Annotated in this window: 16 protein-coding genes and 1 pseudogene; 3 read left to right on the top strand and 14 right to left on the bottom strand. The window is 71.6% G+C overall.

From position 1 onward, the window contains the following. Window positions 1-45: 45 nt before the first annotated feature. The 3 genes from A3862_RS06785 to A3862_RS06800 all read right to left on the bottom strand — a co-directional run bounded on the left by A3862_RS06785 (window position 46) and on the right by A3862_RS06800 (window position 4184). A complete protein-coding gene (locus A3862_RS06785; protein ID WP_043075177.1) occupies window positions 46-597 on the bottom strand; it encodes a PAS domain-containing protein in 552 nt (183 codons plus the stop codon). 1972 nt (window positions 598-2569) lie between these two features. Then, window positions 2570-3901: an MFS transporter gene (locus A3862_RS06795; protein ID WP_071000284.1), complete on the bottom strand. Its 1332-nt coding sequence runs from the start codon at window positions 3899-3901 to the stop codon at window positions 2570-2572. A 10-nt stretch (window positions 3902-3911) separates the two neighbouring features. Next, on the bottom strand, window positions 3912-4184 hold the full coding sequence (locus tag A3862_RS06800) for a metal-sensing transcriptional repressor (RefSeq protein WP_024828426.1): 273 nt from the start codon (window positions 4182-4184) through the stop codon (window positions 3912-3914). A gap of 108 nt (window positions 4185-4292) precedes the next feature. Between A3862_RS06800 and A3862_RS06805 the strand changes: the two genes are divergently transcribed. Beyond that, a complete protein-coding gene (locus A3862_RS06805) occupies window positions 4293-4592 on the top strand; it encodes a hypothetical protein (protein WP_071000283.1) in 300 nt (99 codons plus the stop codon). Window positions 4593-5441: 849 nt separating this feature from the next. Here A3862_RS06805 and A3862_RS06810 read toward each other — a convergent pair. The 8 genes from A3862_RS06810 to A3862_RS06845 all read right to left on the bottom strand — a co-directional run bounded on the left by A3862_RS06810 (window position 5442) and on the right by A3862_RS06845 (window position 13696). Next, window positions 5442-5627 (bottom strand): hypothetical protein, encoded by a 186-nt coding sequence (locus A3862_RS06810; protein WP_160532428.1) that lies wholly within the window; start codon window positions 5625-5627, stop codon window positions 5442-5444. A 259-nt stretch (window positions 5628-5886) separates the two neighbouring features. Continuing rightward, complete coding sequence (locus A3862_RS06815) at window positions 5887-6177, bottom strand: hypothetical protein (RefSeq protein ID WP_024828429.1); 291 nt, start codon at window positions 6175-6177, stop codon at window positions 5887-5889. Between the two features lie 100 nt (window positions 6178-6277). Continuing rightward, complete coding sequence (locus A3862_RS31425) at window positions 6278-6448, bottom strand: hypothetical protein (RefSeq protein ID WP_159392781.1); 171 nt, start codon at window positions 6446-6448, stop codon at window positions 6278-6280. A gap of 15 nt (window positions 6449-6463) precedes the next feature. Continuing rightward, the gene (locus A3862_RS06820; protein ID WP_043075180.1) at window positions 6464-7405 is read right to left on the bottom strand and encodes a cation diffusion facilitator family transporter; all 942 of its coding nucleotides are present in this window, start codon (window positions 7403-7405) and stop codon (window positions 6464-6466) included. A 40-nt stretch (window positions 7406-7445) separates the two neighbouring features. Further along, window positions 7446-8006 (bottom strand): threonyl-trna synthetase, encoded by a 561-nt coding sequence (locus A3862_RS06825; protein ID WP_089231486.1) that lies wholly within the window; start codon window positions 8004-8006, stop codon window positions 7446-7448. Between the two features lie 5 nt (window positions 8007-8011). Then, window positions 8012-11260 carry an efflux RND transporter permease subunit gene (locus A3862_RS06830; protein WP_043075181.1) on the bottom strand — a complete coding sequence of 1083 codons (3249 nt, stop codon included), beginning with the start codon at window positions 11258-11260 and terminating at the stop codon, window positions 8012-8014. A gap of 11 nt (window positions 11261-11271) precedes the next feature. Further along, window positions 11272-12639 (bottom strand): efflux RND transporter periplasmic adaptor subunit, encoded by a 1368-nt coding sequence (locus A3862_RS06835; protein ID WP_071000282.1) that lies wholly within the window; start codon window positions 12637-12639, stop codon window positions 11272-11274. Window positions 12640-13432: 793 nt separating this feature from the next. Continuing rightward, entirely contained in the window at window positions 13433-13696 is a 264-nt protein-coding gene (locus A3862_RS06845; RefSeq protein ID WP_024828435.1) for a hypothetical protein, read from the bottom strand. Window positions 13697-13962: 266 nt separating this feature from the next. On the opposite strand from A3862_RS06845, the gene A3862_RS06850 reads away from it, so the two are divergent. Continuing rightward, window positions 13963-14694 carry a YoaK family protein gene (locus tag A3862_RS06850; protein ID WP_043075184.1) on the top strand — a complete coding sequence of 244 codons (732 nt, stop codon included), beginning with the start codon at window positions 13963-13965 and terminating at the stop codon, window positions 14692-14694. Here the strand turns inward: A3862_RS06850 and A3862_RS06855 are convergent. Together A3862_RS06855 and A3862_RS06860 are read right to left on the bottom strand one after the other, a co-directional pair. Beyond that, window positions 14628-16049, bottom strand: a complete 1422-nt coding sequence (locus tag A3862_RS06855) for an ATP-binding protein (RefSeq protein WP_083374422.1) — start codon at window positions 16047-16049, stop codon at window positions 14628-14630. The two genes, A3862_RS06850 and A3862_RS06855, sit on opposite strands and share 67 nt — an antisense overlap. Next, window positions 16046-16792, bottom strand: a complete 747-nt coding sequence (locus A3862_RS06860) for a response regulator transcription factor (RefSeq protein WP_024828438.1) — start codon at window positions 16790-16792, stop codon at window positions 16046-16048. Before A3862_RS06860 ends, A3862_RS06855 begins: the two co-directional genes overlap by 4 nt. Before the next feature lie 591 nt (window positions 16793-17383). Here A3862_RS06860 and A3862_RS06865 point away from each other — a divergent pair. Next, window positions 17384-17656, top strand: coding sequence for an MgtC/SapB family protein (locus A3862_RS06865; protein WP_236962061.1), 273 nt, complete (start codon window positions 17384-17386; stop codon window positions 17654-17656). 63 nt (window positions 17657-17719) lie between these two features. Here the strand turns inward: A3862_RS06865 and A3862_RS06870 are convergent. After that, a pseudogene (locus tag A3862_RS06870) lies at window positions 17720-18034 on the bottom strand (IS256 family transposase); the annotation flags it as partial. Between the last annotated feature and the right edge of the window lie 301 nt (window positions 18035-18335).

Genomic DNA, 18335 nt, shown 5'->3' on the forward strand with positions numbered 1-18335 from the left:
GTGACCGCATCCAGTCCGCCGCGACGCGGGTTCTGTCCTGGTCGGTCAGTTCAGCGACCGGCCTTGCATCCGCATCCGGGCGGCAAGGGCAAGGCCAACTTCAAGTAGGGCGATCCGCGCGCCCGGCAGCGCTGCCTTCGCCCCGTCGTCCTCCTCGATCAGCGAATGGGTGATGATCAAGTGATCGGCGATAAGGTCGAGGGTGTCGATCGGCATGGTCGCCGGGTGGGGTGGGGGCGGCACGAACCGACCGACGTTGCCATAGGCCGCGATCGTATCGGTGGCCCCCCCGGCCAGTTCGGTGATCGAGCCGAGATAGCCGATGAACGCGCCGTTCTCGATGCCGAACGAGGGCACGCCACCCGCCCCAACCCAGCGCGGGGTATCGTCGGGCTTGAGCAGGCGATACCGGATGCTGAACTCCGCCCCGCTCGCGAGGGCCTCATCGAGAATGCCGGTGGCGGTGCCGCGGTCGTCCGGGTGAACGCGTAGGACCCACCCCCGATCGAGGGCCTCCGTGCTTGGCTGGCCGGTGAGTGCCTCCCACTCAGGGCAGGCGTAGACGCATCGCCCGCGAGCGTCGGTCACGAAGATCATCGTCGCATGGTCCGGCCGTGCTCCCCGCGCGCGATGAACGGACGCGAGCGGTTCTCGACCCCAGGGCGACGCCACGAGCGGTCGGTCCTGACGAATGCTGCGGCTGTGGCACGGACTGCGGACCGACGCGGGCCGCGCGGTCGCCCTCGACGCCCACCGCGAGGTCGCGGACCGGGAAGGCGGCCGAACGGTGAAACCTACCGATCCTACATCGGGACCGCGCAGTCGGGCAGGGCCATCGCCGCCAGGGGAGGCACCGGTAACCTTGGCCTCGCGATCGCGGTTCGGGACTCCCTGAGGTTGGATGGGGGCGATGCACTTCCGGATGCGCCGGTTGAGAAACGAGGCGACCGAGATGGGCTTCCTGGTCCTGGCCTACGGTCCGGAGCGGGTGATGGCGGTCCTTGGCACCGGTCCCCGTCCACGCCGCCCTCCGCGTGTGAGCGCACGCGGCACCGCGCGCGCTGTCACAACTTCGCACCGACACACCGAAACCCGTTTCCACCCGGCCCCCACGCCGAGAAGGACAGCCGCTTATGAGGGGAGCTGCCAGCGCTCTCGGCGGCTCGGTTGGGTCGGAAGCGGGCAGGCCGCCTTTCCCGTGTCGTGGACGCCGACCGGAATCCGGGGGTGATCACACCGGCCTCGGCTACGATCATTGCGCTGCCTGCGAGTGGATGGGGAAGCGCCAGCCGGCGCGAAGGCGAGAATGACCAAGCAGTCGATGATCGGGTTGATCCGCCGACGTTGGACGTCGGAACGACCCTTCGAAGGCCATACGACCGATAGCCTGAACCGCAAGATCGCAAATCCCGCCACACGAAACGACGTTCGAGAGTAGGCCCGGCGTGAGCTGCAGATCCGGCGACAGCTGGAACCCCTCACCTGAGGCTTCTGGCGTGCGATCGCTTCCGAGCAATTCTGATCTGGCGGCTCACCCATCCTCCCAGATCGGGCATACGCGGAACGTTCCCTTTCCGGCCAGGAACCGGGGTCCCTTGAAGTCCGGCCCTGCCTTCGGCGGCGGTCGCCGTGTCCGTGAAAGCGCGCTGCCGCAGCGACACCGGCGCCGCGGCGACCTCGGCGGCGAGGGCCGCACGAGGTTCGGGCGGCGGCGGGACCGGCGTGATGTCGCCGAAGCCGCTCCGGTCATGCTCGTCTGGGACCGGGATCGCGCGCGTCCGCCGCATGATCTGAGGCCACCGATGAGCCGTGTTGAGGATGCCGCGCGCGGTTTCTTGGCACAAGGCAACGGATCGCCGCCGCTGCGGCGCGGCCCATTCCCGGCGCGCGGAAACACGGCATCTGAAACGTCCCGTCGTCGCGGCCCCGGGGCGGGATCCCGTGGACGGACGCATCGTCGTCCCCCCGCTGGTCGTGGACGCTCAAGTCCTTCGCGGGCGAGACTTCGATGCGCGTCATGGGGTTGGATGGCCACTCGGGGGACGTGCCGCCCCTTTCCTGGGACGCCACGCGCGGCTCGGCTCGTCAGGCGACCGAGGGGAATGCGGTCCGAGCCGATCCACGCCGGACCTTCAGCATCTCGTGGGGAGCGGCGAAGCGCCCGACACCCGGGGCCGTGGCCCGGGCCACCGCGCACCCGGCCAAGGCCGGGCGGCACCCGATGGCCGAGTCGGAGTGTGGCTCGGTGGCTTGACCGAACGACGGTCCCGGACGCCACGACGCCGCCAGGCCGCAACGGCGGCGCGCTTCCGGCGCGCTTCGGGATGCGAGGACGGAACAGTTGGCCGCCCGCCCATCGGTCCCGCGCAGCACCGCCCGGCCCGCGCAGGGCGGCTGCCGGCCTGGCCACCGGGATGCGCAGCCGTTGCGGCAGACCGCGGTCAGACGCAGATGTCGGGGACGAGCAAGCCTCCCCGCAGCCGGCGGCCCGCCCGGTGGACGGCATGGGGCGCACGGCTTGGGACCGGCGCCCTGGCGTTCCGCCGGCAGCGCCCGGTGCGTGCCGGCCTCAGCCCGGCCTAGCCGTCGGCCACCGGGGATGCAGGTCGTCGATGACGAAGGCGTGGACGTGCCGGCCCCGGCCGGCGCCCGCAAGGTGGGGGTGGTCGGGCGAGAGGTCGGGATGCGCGTGCTCGACGACGTCCGGATCCGAGGCGGGCCACAGCACGGCCGCCGCCGCGACGGCCGCCAGGGTGAGCGCAGCCAGGACCGCGAGCGTGACCGGCAGGCCGGCCTCTGCGCCGAGCCACCCCGCGAGCGGATAGGTGATGAGCCAAGCGACGTGAGACAGGGCGAACTGCGCCGCGAACACCGCGGGCCGATCCTCGGGCGTGGCCGAGCGCCGGAGCAGCCGCCCGGTCGGGGTCTGGGCGGCGGAGTAGCCAGCCCCGAGCACGAGCCAGGTCGTGAGGAGCATCGGCCAGCCGATCACGCCTCCCCAGGTCGTCGCGGCGAAGGCGAGCAGCCCGACGCCGAGGAGACCCGCCGCAAGCAGCATCACGGTCCGGTCCGGCAGCCGGTCGAGCGCCCGCGGCAGGAGCAGGGCCGCAACCATCGAGCCACCGCCGAACAACCCGAGCGCCACGGCGACGTCGTTCTGGGGCCGGTGCAGGATGGCTTGCGCGATCACGACTGTGTTGACGATGACCATCGAGCCGGCCGCCGACACCGCGAGGTTCAGGGCCAGCAACCCGCGCAGGCGGGGCGTGGCGAGGTAGATGCGCAGACCCCTCGTGGTCCGGTCATAGATCCCGCGGCGCTCGGTCGACTTCGGGCTCGGCAGGCTGACTGAGACGACGAGCGCCGCCGAGCACAGGAAGCCCACCACGGTCCCTTCGAACAGCCAGTGGAAGTCGATGACGGTCAGCAGGACCGCAGCGAGCGCCGGGCTGAGCAGGTTCTCCAGGTCGTAGGCCAGCCGTGAGAGGGAGAGCGCCCGGGTGTAGTCGCGCTCTTCCGGAAGGATGTCCGGGATGGTCGCCTGGAAGGTCGGGGTGAAGGCGGCCGAGCAGGACTGAAGCACGAAGACGAGGACGTAGACCTGCCAGACCTGGCCGACGAACGGCAGGATCAGGGCGACGGCGGCGCGGACGAGGTCGGTCGAAACCAGGAAGGCGCGACGCGGCAACCGCCCGGTGAATGCGTTCGCCACGGGCGCCACCAGCACGTAGGCGACCATCTTGATGGCGAGCGCCATGCCGAGCACCGCGCCGGCCTCCGGGCCTGCGAGGCGATAGGCCAGCAGCCCGAGTGCGACCGTCAGCAGGCCGGTGCCGATCAGGGCGATGACCTGCGCGGCGTAGAGGTGCCGGTAGGTACGGTCGGCGAGGACGCTCAGCATCGGGCGAGCCTCACAGGTACTTCGCCAGCGCCTTGAACTCGGCGAGCGCGGCCTTGGCTGTCGTGCCGCCGTCCCCGACCCCGTCGCCGATGCAGTGTTCCATGTGGTCCTCGATGAGGACGCGCTTGGCGCTGGCGATGGCGCTTTCGACCGCGTGGAGCTGCTGCGCGAGGTCCACGCAGGCGCGGCCCTCCTCGATCATGGCGATGACGCCGGCGAGGTGGCCGTTGGCGCGCCTCAGGCGCTTGACGATGTCCGGGTGGGAGGCGTGCGCACGTTCCATGTCGACGTGCTATCCCCCCGGATAGGATATGAGAAGGGAAATCGACGTTCCGGCGTCGGCTGGCTCGCTCCGAGAGAGGGGGGTCGGGTGTCCTCGTGGCGGCGTCTCATGGCGGCGGCCCTCGCATTCGCGCCGATGGCCGTCCTGGTCATGCCGACGATGGTCGATGGTCGTCGTGGGGCTACGACGCCTGTCGTGCACGCGTTCGCCGACCACGACCATGGCGCGGGCCGGCATGCCGAGGACGACTTGGCCGACCACGCCCAATCCCGCGCGCAGGACGCGATGCCCGTTCTCGCTCCGGCCGCCGGGGGCGCCGCCTGGACGGCCACGACGTTCCCGGTCGGCGACCGGCCCGTGCATGCCGCTGGCAGGGTCCGGGAGCCGTTCGAGCCACTGAGGGCGTGAGGAAGCCTGTCCGGTACCTGCACTCGAACGGCGGCACCGCGCGCCCACGCCTGCGGCCGACCGCCCATGGCATCGACATGTTCAGGCGTCCCCTCCCCGCGCCGCTGACCATCGCCGACGGCTTCCTGATCGCGACGTGGCGGCTCGGGGCGCAGGATGCCGGCCGCGCCCATCACGGCGAAGACGACCGGCGAGGTCGCCAGGCTGCGCATGGGCCGCGGCGACCGGATGGCGAAGGGCGAGGTCGTCACCCCGCTCGACGGCCGCGAGATCACCGAATCGAAGGGCGAGCACCCCGTCGCCAGGGTGTCCGCCGCCCCCCGGAGGCCGGTGTTCGAGCGCGACAAGGTCCTCTGTGCCAAGCGCATCATGTCCGAGCGGCAGTACCTGCGCTCGCAGGCGAGCTACCCGACCTCAAGGTCAGGGAGGACGCCGCCCGGCGCAAGCTCATCTTCCCGGGCCCGGGCACGGCCGAGATCGACGCCTGTCGAACCAGCCGGAGGCACAGTGCGAGCGTCAGGAGATCCGCTCACACATCGCGGGCAAGATCGTCGAGCGCCGCGTCGACCCTGGGGCCGCGGTCGGGCGGGACAACCTGGAGATCGAACTCTACTCGGTCGTCGACCTGTCGAAGGTCCGTGTCGGCCCCGCGGTGCGCGCAGGCGGCATGCCCCTGGTCGGCGAGCGTCCGGCGGTCACGGTCCGCGGCGAGGCGGCGAGGCGGCGAGCGGGCGCAACGTCTTCAACGTCGCCGCTCGGTTCTGGGATGTCGTTCCGAAGCCGGCCGGCCGGGGCTGGTGCGAGCTGTCGCCCGCGATGCCGGTCCGCCGCGGCCCCGAACAGGAGTCGTCATTGGCCCGGCCCGCCAGGGGGCGCCAACGCCAGGGCGCGCGCGAGGGCCAGGACCTCCTGGCGGTCCGCCCGGTGGCGCAGGCCCTGCCACGCCTGCAACATCGCGGCCGTCTCGGCGTGCTCTGCCAGCGCCGCCGAGCCATCGCGGAAGGCCGCCTCGGGGACGCCGAGCGCTGCGGCCACGCCCGCCAGGAGCACGGCCGTGGCGGGCCGGGCCGGCCGCGCGGGCTCCCCGGGCCCACCATCGACGCGGCTGCCGGAACGGCGCCGCCGAGAACGTCGGTCCCTCGAACCCATCGATATCCTCATGGCACTTCCGAGGGCCGTCCCCCCGAGACATCCCCCGATCGGACCGAGGTCCGCCCGGCGGGGCGGGAAGGCGGTCGCGCGGCGATCTTCGCCGTTCCGGGAGCCGCGGGCCGGCCGCACCGGGCCCCCGGCGTCAGGGATCCTTTCGGTCGAAGGTCCGGCGCAGGTCCCGCGCGAACGCCTTCGCGAGCTCCGGCGCCTCGGCCACCACCTCCTCGTAGAACCTCGTCCCGACCGGGCTCTCCTGGGTGTAGTCGGGGGGCAGGTCGCCGATCGTGCTGGCGATCTCGCGGAAGACCACTTCCCGCTCGTGAGGCGGCAATTTTTGCATGACGAGATGCATCATCGCTATCGTGGATGTCCGCAATACCGCGATCATCGCCGTGGTGGTCACCGCGAAGTGATGCGTCTGCTCGCTGTTCATGATCTATCGCCTCGCATCGCCCCCGAAACCTCCCGTGCGCCCGCGCGCGATTGACAAAGGCCGGCCTCGCCGGAGCACATCCCGATCCACGACGGGCACCTCAATGAAACCTGCCCTTCATGGCCATGATCAGAAGCAGCGCGACAGCGATCCCCATCGAGTAGACCACCATCGCCCGGTTGGCGGCCTTGCGGACGTAGGGCCTGACGCGTCGCCTGCCGCGTGGCCTCGACGTCCAGTCGGGTTGGAGCCGCTCCGATTTCTTGCTCATGTCCGACGCCCCCGGTCACACCGGCAGGTGCGCGCCCTCGGCCGCGAGCGCCTCGTCCTCGACCTGGACCGTGACGTGCTCGATGCCGTGCCGCTCCTTCATCAGCCCGCGGACGGCCCGGATGACGGCGGGACCGCCGGCGGGGTCGTCGACCACCACGTGGCCGCTCATCGCGTCGAACCCGGAGGTGAGCGTCCACGCGTGCAGGTCGTAGGCGCGCCGGACGCCCGGCATCGCCTCGATCTCGGCCTTCAGGGCCGCGAGGTCGACGCCCGGGGGCGTCCCCTCCAGCAGGATGTGCAGGGCCTCGCTCAGCAGGCGCCACGTCCGCGGGACGATGAACAGCCCGATGCCGGCCCCGACCAGCGGGTCCACCCAGCGAACGCCGGTCCACATCACCACGAGCGCCGCGACGATGACGCCGAGCGAGCCCAGCATGTCGGAGAAGACCTCGAAGTAGGCACCCTTGACGTTGAGGCTCTCGGACGATCCGCCCGACAGAAGTCGCATGCTGGCGAGGTTGACGCCGAGGCCGACGAGCGCCACCAGCATCATCGGCCAGCCGAGGATCTCGGTCGGCTCGACGAAGCGGCGGTAGGCCTCGAAGAGGATGTAGACGGTCACCCCGAGCAGCACGACGGCGTTCGCGAGCGCCGCCAGGATCTCGAAGCGCATGTAGCCGAAGCTCTTGCCCGGCGTCGGGGCCTTGCCCGCGTAGTGGATGGCGAGCAGCGACAGGGCGAGACCGCCCGCGTCGGTGACCATGTGCGCGGCGTCCGCGAGCAACGCCAGGCTGCCGGTGAGCAGGCCGCCCACCACCTCGGCGAACATGTACGTGAGGGTCAGCGCCAATGCCCAGGCGAGGCGCCCCTTGTTCCGGGCGGCCGCCGAGCCGGAGGGGATGCCACCGCCGTGCGAGTGCCCATGGCCGCCGCCGTGCGCGTGTCCGTGTCCCATGCCTACCTTCCGGATGTGCTGCGTTGCGAGGGGGGCGGCCTCACGGACCGTCCGTCCCGATGAGGTCGGCGACGTGCGCGCCGGCCGGATGCCCGGTCGCGGCGCGATGGGCCTGCGAGCAGGCCGCGTAGCCCGGGCCGAAGGCGGCCATCACGAGCTGGCGCCGCCCGTCGGCGGTCCCGCGGCTGGCAAGGAGCGCACGGCCGCCGGGCCAGACCTCGGAACCTGCCGACGGGCCGGGCCCGGGCTCGCCGTAGCGGCGCACGCCCTCGTCGTGGATGGTCCTGCGCGAACGCTCCAGCGCCTCCCCGGACAGGGGCACGCCGACCCAGACCATCTCCTGGAGTCCCTCGTCCCGGCAGACCACCAGGACCACCTCCGCGGTCTCCGATCCGGTGGCCGGCCCCCACCCGCTGGGATAGTAAAGGCCGGTCAGGTTCGCCTCGCGGTCGACCTTGAGCGGCCGCGGCACGGTGGCGACCGGGCCCCAGGCGAGACCGAACGGGGCCTCGCGGCCGGGGGCCTCCTCCGCCCGCGCCGCGTGCGACAGGTTCAGGACGCACAGCGCGGTGGCCGTCGCGAGTCCGGCGATTTCCCGCATCGCGCCTACTCCGCCGCCTTGAGGTGCCGGGGGGCCGCCTCGCCCGGCCGCTGGGCCGCCTTCGCGGGCTCGACCTTGCCGAAGCGCGCATAGAGGGCCGGCAGCACCACCAGGGTCAGTAGGGTGGCGCTGATCAGGCCGCCGATGACCACGGTGGCGAGCGGCCGCTGGATCTCGGCGCCGGTCTCGGTGGCGATGGCCATGGGCACGAAGCCGAGCGACGCGACGAGGGCGGTCATCGCCACCGGCCGCAGCCGGGTCATGGCGCCCTCCAGGATCGCCTCCCGCTTCGGCCGGCCCTCGGCTACGAGCTGCTTGATGAAGGTCAGCATCACGAGGCCGTTCAGCACCGCCACGCCCGAGAGCGCGATGAACCCGACCGCCGCCGGCACCGAGACGGGCATCCCGCGCAGCCACAGGGCCACGATGCCACCGGTCAGCGCCAGCGGCACGGCGCTGAACACGAGGAGCGCGTCGCGCGGGCTGCCCAGCGCCGAGTAGAGCAGCAGGAAGATCAGGAAGAAGCACACCGGCACCACGACGGCGAGCCGCTTCTTGGCCGAGGCGAGGTTCTCGAACTGCCCGCCCCAGGTCACGTAGTAGCCGGGCGGCAGCTGCACCTGGCTCCCGACCTTCACCTGGGCCTCCGCCACGAGCGAGCCGATGTCGCGCCCGCGGACGTTGGCGGTGACGACGACCCGGCGCTTGCCGTTCTCGCGCGAGATCTGGTTCGGCCCCTCCGCGACGGAGAAGCTGGCGACCTGCTTGAGCAGGACCGAGGTCGCCCGGCCGTTCAGGCCGGGCGGCAGCGGCACCGGGATGTTCTCCAGGGCTTCCCGGTCCTCGCGCACCGTGTCGGTGAGGCGCACCACGATGGGGAAGCGCCGGTCGCCCTCGAACACGACCCCGGCGTCCCGGCCGCCGATCGCCGCGCCGATGACGTCCTGGATCGCCCCGGTACTGAGGCCGTAGCGGGCCGCCTCGGCCTTGTTGATCTTGATCTCCAGGAACGGCAGGCCCGCCGTCTGCTCGACCTTAACGTCCTCGGCGCCCTCGATGCCCCTGAGGATGGCCGCGACCTGGTTGGCGACCTTGAGCATCGGCTCGAACTCCTCGCCGAACACCTTCACGGCGAGGTCGCCGCGGCTGCCGGCGAGCAGCTCGTTGAACCGCAGCTGGATCGGCTGGGAGAACTCGTAGACGTTGCCGGCGAGTTGCCCGACCGCCTTCTCGATCTGCTCCTGCAGCTCCGCCTTGGGCAGCTCCGGATCCGGCCACTCCTCCTGCGGTTTGAGGATCACGAAGGTGTCGGACGAGTTCGGCGGCATCGGGTCCGAGGCGACCTCGGCGGTGCCGGTCTTCGAGAAGACGTAGGCGACCTGCGGGAACTTCGAGACCACCTGCTCGACCTTGAGCTGCATAGCCTGCGACTGGCTCAGCGAGGTCGAGGGGATGCGGGTCGCGTTGAGCGCGATGCTCTTCTCGTCCAGCGTCGGGATGAACTCGGTGCCGAGCCGGGTGAACAAGGCTCCCGCGACGACGAGCAACAGCAGGGCCCCGCCGACGAACGCGAAGGGCGCCCTGACCGCGGCGCCGAGCACAGGCCGGTAGGCTCCCTTGAGCGCCCGGATGATCAGGTTGTCCTTCTCGGTGACCTTGCCCGTGATGACGATGGCGATCAGCGCCGGCACGAAGGTCAGCGAGAGCACAAAGGCGGCGACCAGCGCGATGATCACGGTCAGCGCCATCGGCTGGAACATCTTCCCCTCGACGCCGGTGAAGGTCAGCAGGGGCACGTAGACCAGGATGATGATCGCCTGCCCGTAGAGGGACGGCTTGATCATCTCCTCGGCCGAGGCCCGCACCGTCTGCAACCGTTCCTCGGTGTCGAGGGTCCGGCCCAGCGCATGCTGTTTCTCGGCGAGGTGGCGCAGGGCGTTCTCGGTGATGATCACCGCCCCGTCGACGATCAGCCCGAAGTCGAGGGCGCCGAGGCTCATCAGGTTGGCCGAGATCTTCGCCTCGACCATGCCGGTCATGGTCATCAGCATGGCGACCGGGATCACCAGCGCCGTGATGATCGCCGCCCGGATGTTGCCGAGCAGCAGGAACAGGATGACGATGACGAGGGTCGCGCCCTCGGACAGGTTCTTGGCCACCGTCTTCACGGTCGCCTCCACCAGGCGGGTCCGGTCGAGGACGGTCTGGACCTCGACGCCGGGCGGCAGGCTCTTGCGGATCTGGTCCATCTTGGCGTCGACGGCGGCCGCGACCGTGCGGCTGTTCTCGCCGATCAGCATCAGCGCGGTGCCGACCACGACCTCCCGCCCGTCCTCGCTGCCCGAGCCGGTGCGCAGGTCGCGGCCGATGCGGACCTCGGCGATGTCCTTGATCCGCACCGGGATGCCGCCGCGGGTCGCGACCACGACGTTGCCGATGTCGTCCATGTTCTCCAGGCGGCCGGCGGCGCGGACGACGTAGCCCTCGCCGTTGTCCTCCAGGTAGCGGGCGCCCTGGTTGGCGTTGTTGGTGTCGAGGGCGCGCCCGACGTCCGCGAAGGACAGGTCCAGGGACGCGAGCTTCGTGGGATTGGGCTGGACGTGGTACTGCTTCTCGAAGCCGCCGATCCCGTCGACCCCGGCAACGCCGGGCACGGTCTTGATCAGCGGCCGGATGATCCAGTCCTGGACCGTGCGCAGGAAGGCGGTCTGCTCCAGCGGGGTCCTGAGGCGCTGGCCCTCGGGGGTCAGGTAGCTGCCGTCCGGCTGCCAGCCGGGCTTCCCGCCCTGCGAGACCTTGCGGTCGCCCGGTTTCGCGTAGTGGATCGACCACATGTAGATCTCGCCGAGGCCCGTCGAGATCGGGCCCATCGCGGGCTCGGCGCCCGGCGGCAGGTCTTTCTTGACCTGGGCAAGGCGCTCGGCGACCTGCTGGCGGGCGAAGTAGATGTCGAGGGTCTCGGCGAAGACCGCGGTGACCTGCGAGAAGCCGTTGCGCGAGAGCGAGCGGGTGTATTCGAGGCCCTTGATGCCGGCGAGCGCCGTCTCGACCGGGTAGGTGACCTGCTTCTCGATGTCGACCGGCGACAGCGACGGCGCCGTCGTGTTGATCTGCACCTGGTTGTTGGTGATGTCGGGCACCGCGTCGATCGGCAGCTTGGTCACCGCGTAGCCGCCGAAGCCGGCGGCGAGCAGGGACAGCAGGAGGATCAGCCAGCGCTGGTGGACGGAGAAGTCGAGGATGCGGGCGATCATGGTCCGTCCCCTCAATGGTCGTGGTCGGCTTCGGACTTGCCGAGCTCGGCTTTCAGCAGGAAGGTGTTGCCGACCGCGAGTTCGTCGCCGGCCTTCAGGCCCGAGGCGACCTCGACGGCGTCGTCGTCGGACCGGCCGAGTTCGACCTCGCGCTTCTCGAACCCCTCCGGCGTCCGCACGAAGACGACGCTCTTGCCCTCGACCGTCTGGACCGCCGCCTTGGGCACGCGGACGGCGACGTCGTCGCGCGAGACGTCCACCTCGGCGGTGACGTAGGTCCCCGGGCGCCAGGACATGTCCTTGTTCGGCAGGGCGACGACGACCCGCGCGGCGCGGGTGTCGGCGTTGAGCAGCGGGCTGACGAAGATGACCTTGCCCCGGGCCTTCCGCTCGCCGTCCCCCTGGTCCGGGGTGACCGTGACCTCCGCGCCCTCCTTCACCTTGGCGAGTTCCGAGGTCGGCACGGAGAGCTCGATCCAGACCGTCGAGAGGTCGGCGACGGTGTACACGTCGGCGGGGTCGCCCTCCTTGCCCACCGCGGTGCCGACGTCGACCTTGCGTTCGACGATCCGGCCCGCGAGCGGCGAACGCAGCTCGTACTGGCGCAGCGTCGAGGCGTTGGGCGTCGCCTCGTCGCGCTTCTGGGCGGCGGCGACCTCCGCGGCGTTCAGGCCGAGCGCAGAGAGCTTCTGCCGGGCGAGGTCGACGCGCAATTGGTTCTCCTGGAACACGGCCTTGGCGTTGTCGTACGCGGCCTGAGACGCCGCCGCGGACGCCAGCAGCTTCTGCTGGCGCTCGAAGTTGATCTTCTGCAGGTCCGACTGCACCATGGCGGTGAGGTACTCGCTCTTGGCGTCGGCGACCTCGCGGCTGTCGAGCACGGCGACGACGTCGCCCTTCCTCACGTCGTCACCCAGGCGTTTGCGCATCTCGGACACCGTGCCGACGACCCGGACCGGGACCCGGGCGATCCGGTCGGTGTCCGGCGTGATGGTGCCCGGCGCGAGGATGTGCCGGGAGATCGTCCCGCCCTCCGCCTTGGCGACCTTGATGTCCTGGTTCTCCACCTGCTCGGCGCTCATCTTGATGTGGCCTTCCTCGCCCTCCGACTCGGAGTGCTCGTGCTCGCCGCGCGCCTGGCCGTCGGCCTTCCCGGCCGAGGGCTTGCCGTGGTCGTGGCCGTCGTCCGCGGTCTCGGCGGGTCCCTTGGCTGGCTCCTTGGCGGGGGCACTTGTAGCCGGCCCTGCGGCGTACGTGACCATCGACGGCGGCACGCCGACCGCGGTCAGGAGGCCGCGGACGAAGCCGGAGACGGCGGGAAGGGTGGCGCCCGCAAAGACGCCGGCGGCCACGAGGACCGCGGTCAGAAAGATGCGCATGATGTTCGCTCGGCCGAGACCGTGCGCCGTCAGGGACGGCGCCGTCGTTGATGCTGGGTGACGTGCGGCGACGCCCCGGAAGCGATCAGCTCCGCGCGGACGCGCCCGTGGCAGCGTCGCCTCAGGCGCGCGGGGGCCTCGGCAGGCGGTCCGGGAAGACCGAGCGGACGGACGCGGCGACCCGCGCGTAACTCAGGCGCGAGGCCATGACAGGCGTGGCCGCAGTCGTGCCATGCGGACTGACGGCGAGGTGACAGCCGCAATGGAGATGGCTGTGCACACCCGGGTCGGCGGCCCTATCCGCAGCCGCCCCCTCGTCGGACGCGACGGCGAGTTCCGTGCGGCCGTGCCCGTGATGCCCCTGGTGGTACGCTAGGTCAGAGGCCATTCCGGCGCTCGGCGCCGCCATGGCGAGCGCCAGGACCAGGGCGAGCGCGCGCGCGGCGGTCGACCACCACCCCATGACCGCCCCGAAGGACCTATGGCTCCGCGCCGCTGGCATCACCGCCCTTATGACCGATTAGAGGATTCGACCGCAAGCCATCGCCATCCAGGTCGCCGGCCGGAGCGAAGGTTGTCCGGGCGCCCCCACGTACCCGCCCCGACTGGCGTCGGGGCGGGCGTTCCACGGCACGCTTGAGGGGCAGACGACGCACCGTGAACCCTTTGTCGCGCGGGCCGGCTCAAGCGAGCGCGTAGCCGATGCTCGCGGCGAGAACCGCGAAGACGACGAGGAGGGGCAGCAGTCGCATGACGGCATCTCCACCCTTCGCCTCCACCGCCCGCGCGGCTGTCACCTCTTGCCGCTGGCGTCCTGGCTGTGCCCGTGGGCGTGGCCGTCGTTGGCGCCGTGCGCCGGCGTGCCGTCGGACCGCCGCTCCTGCGACTCACGGACCCGCGGATCGTCGCGGTGGGCGGGTCCGCCGGAGACGCCGCCGGTGTTCGGGACCGCGCGCTCGGGGTTCGCCGCGTTTCCGTGCCCGTCGATCGCGAGCGCGGGCAGCGCGGCCGCGGCGAGCGTCGCGACGGCGAGGGCGGCGGTGAGCGTCCTCTTCATGGGTCCATCTCCTGTCCGGTCTGCGGTCGGGCCGACCGCTTCGGGACCCGAGATAGACGACCCGTATGTCTGCCGGTCGCCGCGTCGGTGACGAAGTGTGTCCGCTCCGCACACGGGCATCCGGGCCTGTCGCAGCCCGGACGATCGCGTCGACACACTTCGTCACCGTCCGGAAAAGCCGCGACCACGGGGCGGCCTTAACCCTGGCGGCAGCCCGGCGCGACCGAGCGAGGCCGGAACACCCACCCGAAGATCATAGGTGACGAATGGACAAATCCTTCCCGTCGAGCCCAGCGACGCGCGTGCCGCTCGCCATCGCGCTGGCCGCGCTGGCGGGCTCCGCGGACTCGATCGGATTCCTCGAACACTCGCAGCTGTTCATGTCGTTCATGAGCGGGAACACGACCCGCTTCGGGGTCGCGGCCAGCGGTTTCGACTGGCCGGGAGCCATGCGCTTCGGCAGCACCATCTCTCTGTTCTGCTTCGGCGCCTTCGTCGGGACGCTTCTGGCGGCTTGGGCCGGCCGGTGGCGCCTCTCGGTCCTGCTCGGCGTCCAGGCCGTGCTGCTGTCCATCGGCAACCTCCTGCCGGAGGGACCGGAGGCGTTCCCGCTTCACGCGTACCCGGTCGTGCTGGCGTTGGGGATCCTCAACGCGACGCTGCAGGACGAGGGCGGCCGAAGCCTTGCGCTGACCTACGTCACGGGAACGGTCGTGCGCTTCGGGACCGGGCTCGCGAACATGGTCCTGCACGAACCCGCGCCCTCCTTCTGGCTCCAGGCCCCGCTCTGGGGGGGCCTGACCGCGGGGGCGGTCGCGGGCGGCTTCCTGCAGAGGCTGCTCGGGCCCGACGCCTTCCTCGTGCCCGCCGCGCTCTCAGCGGCGCTGGCGGCAGCCACGCTGCTACTGACGCTGGCGCTGCCGGGCAGCGCCTACGTGTCCAACGCGCGGTCGGCGCAGCCGGACGCGCACCCCGACGCGCCGGCGACCGCGCGCTGAGGGCCGGCCGGGGGGACGCCGCCCTGACCGCGCCCGCCCGGCCGAGGCAGGCGGATCTCGGCCCGTAGGCCTCCCCCGGGCCGGTTCGCCAGGCGGAGGCTGCCACCCTCGGCCTCGACCGCCCGTCGCGCGATGGTCAGTCCCAGGCCGGTCCCGCCCGTGTTCCGGTTTCGCGACGCCTCCAAACGCACGAACGGCTCGAAGGCCCGGGCCACGTCCTCCGACGGGATACCGGGCCCGTCGTCGTCGACGTGCACCACGAGGTCACCGTCTTCGAAGCCCAGGGCGATGCGCACCCGGTCGCCGTAGCGGACGCCGTTGTCGACGAGGTTTTCCAGTGCCCGCCGAAGCGCGACCGGCCTCACTTCCGCCAGCGCCCGTCCGGGGCCGGCATACGCGACATCCCGGCCGGCGTCCGCCGAGGCGTCCGCCACCCCCATCAGGAGGCTCGCGACGTTGACGGCCTGCCGCGCTTCCGGGTCGTCGCCGCCGCGCACGTAAGCCAGGGTCGCCTCGACCATGGCCTGCATCTCGTCGAGGTCCGCCGCCATCGCGCGACGCTCGTCGGCGTCCTCGACCCGGTCGAGGCGCAGGCGGAGCCGGGCGATGGGCGTGCGCAGGTCGTGCGAGACCGCCGCCAGCGCCTGGGTCCGCTCGGCGACGAGACCGTGGATGCGGTCCTGCATGGCGTTCAGCGCGCGCCCGATCCCACGCGTCTCGTCCGGCCCCACCTCCGGCACCGGTACGACCGCCCCGCGGCCGATCCGCCCGGTGGCGCGGGTCAACTCGCGCAGGGGGCCGGCGATGCGGTGAACCACGACCACGGCGGCGACACCGACCAGGATGGCCATCGCCGTCGCCAGGTAGGCCCAGGCCCCCAGGCGGGCGAGGCCCGGCGCGTGGGCCGAGCGGAAGGTCAGGTAGCCGCCGTCAGGCAGCGGGAAGGCGCCGCGCAGGTCCCGCTGGCGCAGCGGCTCGTCCGGCGCGGCCAGGGTCAACGCAAGCTTCGGGCCGAGCACCGGCTCGACCTCCAGGACACGGTCTCGGAGGTCCAGCAGCGCCGGGTCGGTCCCGACGGCCCCGGCTGGCGGCCCACGTTCCCAGCCGATCTCGAAATGCGCCGAAGAGAGCGCCTGCGCCTCGGTCCCGCGATCCTCCGGAGGCCGGCGCAGCACCGCCTCGCGCGCCAAGACGAGTTGGTGGGCGATCTCGGTCGCGAACGCGTCATCGGCGGCGGCCGACGCCGACCGGCGGTAGAGCGCGAGCGCGCCGCCGTGCACGGCCAGGACCGCCAACAGGAGGACGGCGACCGTGCGCCCTTCCAGGCTGCGGGCGAGGCCGGCCAGCCCCCTCAAGTGCGCCCGACCTTCGCGGCCAGCATGTAGCCGGAGCCGCGCACCGTCTTGATCACCGGGGCCGCGCCCTCGGGCGGTTCGAGCTTGCGCCGGAGGCGGCTGACCAGGGTGTCGACGCTGCGGTCGGATGGCGCGGCGAGGCGCCCGCGGCCCATCTCAAGGATCTGCTCGCGGCCGAGCACCCGCCCGGGATGCTCCAGGAAGACCAGGAGCAGGTCGTGCTCCGCCCCCGACAGGTCCACGGCGGCTCCCTCGGGATCGGTCAGGGCCCGGCTGCGCAGGTCGAGGCGCCAGCCGGCGAAGGACAGCGTCTCCGGCCGCGCCGCGGCGTTGGGAGCCGGCGCGATGGTCGCGCGGCGCAGCACCGCGCGGATGCGGGCCAGCAGCTCCGGCCGTCCGAACGGCTTGGCGATGTAATCGTCGGCGCCGAGCTCCAAGCCAAGGACCCGGTCGGCCTCCTCGTTGCGGGCGCTCAGCATGATGACGGGTACGGTGCCCTTCACCCTGAGGGCCTTGAGCAGGTCGAATCCGGAGGCGCCCGGCAGCATGACGTCGAGCAGGACGAGGTCGACGGGCACCTCGGGCAGGAGCGTCCACATCTCGGCGCCGCTCCGGCAGCCCGTCACGCGGTAGCCGCTCTCCCGAAGGATGCGCGCGACGAGCACGCGCATGCCGTCATCATCCTCGACGAGGAGGATGTGCTCCGTCGGGGAAGCCCCGCCCCGTTCACCGCCCTGCTCCATCAGGCGCCTGTCCCGCCGGCCGGCGAGGGACTGCCCGTCGGGGCCGCGGCAAGGAACCTCTTGGCCGCCGGCCACCAGGGGGCTGTCCGAAGGGGTGCGGCAGGGGAGCCGCAAGGTCGGCCGGCCTCGACGGCCCGAGCCTCGGCCTTGTCCGCGTGTGGCGCCCTCGTCATGAACCCTCCACCGTGTCGGCCGAGGACGGCCCATGCAAGGGCAGGCTTCCCGGCCCTCGACGGGATCGTCGCGCCCTGCCGCGGGGCGCGGTCGCCCCCCGAGCCGGCCGACCGAGACCTGTCCCGTTCGCGTCAAACCGTGTCAAGGCCGCCTGTCCGCACTGAAGGCCGTTATCATCGCGGTTCTAGTAGGTCCGAGGACGCTCCCGCCGGTCCCCCCGGGGCGGCCCATCTTGACCACGCCCCTTTCTCGTCGCGACGCCGCATGCCGGTCCTGGCCATGACGCCGTTCCAAACGAACGCGCGGTCGGTGGCCTCCCACCTCATCCGCCCTTCATTGGCGCCCGCGATCCCGATCGGATGAGACCGCGAGCGGAATGCGCGCTCCGCAGGGATTCGGACCTTCCCCCTTGGCTCCATCGCCGCCTGCGGCTTCGTGTGGGTCGCCATTCGGGCCGTCGGGATCGACCCCGGCAATCCCGCCAGCATCATCGAAGGCTTGGCCACCGGCGTAGGCTTCATCGGCGGCGGCGCGGTCCTCCAGCGCGCCCGGCGTACGTCGGGTACGGCCACGGCTGAGAGCTTGTGGGCGACGGGCGCGGTCGGCGCGGCGGCGGTCTCAGGCCTCCACGACGTCGCCCCCATCCTGATCATCGTGATGTTCCTCGCCTGCGCCGACTCGCGCCCCTGAATCGGCCATGGGCGTCGCATCTGCCTGGATCTCCCAATCCGCGGAAGCGATGCGCCGCGCCTATTTCGGCGGGAGCGTCGAAGTGAAGCGGCCCCGGTCCAGAAACCCGTTCCAGCCGTGTTTCTGGACGCGAACGCATGCTATAGGCTTCAGGCCGATGCCAGTCTGGAGAGCTCGCTCGGGACCGTGGCCGTACCGCACAAGCCGGACGCGCCCTTCCGGCAGCCGCAGATCCTGCATCGCGCTCGGGACGACGTCCGCTTCCATCTCGAAAGCTTGAGCGAGCGGGCGGCGGTCGCCGGTGCGCAGCACCTCTACCGGGCGATCGTCGACGTCCTCGGGCTGACGAAGCCGGACGACGTTGGGCGGTGTCTCCATGCCGGATCGCTCTCGCCGAGAGGTTCTGGCAGGCCAGGACACCCGCCCCGATACGCCGCCTTCAAATCACCGCCGTCGCTCGATCTCCGGCATTGCTCGATGGCGGAAGCCCCCGGCATTTACCTTGGTGGCAGCCCGACAGGCGGCCGAACGACACCTGGAGACTCACCCTTCGGCCGGACCAGGATCGGATGCGGGGTACCCCCGGCGGATCGTCGGCTTCTTGAGCCCGGCGCGACACTCAGGAGCGCGGTGGACCTCGCCCCGAACATGGGGCTTGAACCTCTAGTCGGTAGAGGTC

Origin of the sequence: Methylobacterium sp. XJLW (genome assembly GCF_003254375.1) — a bacterium.
GTDB lineage: Bacteria > Pseudomonadota > Alphaproteobacteria > Rhizobiales > Beijerinckiaceae > Methylobacterium > Methylobacterium fujisawaense.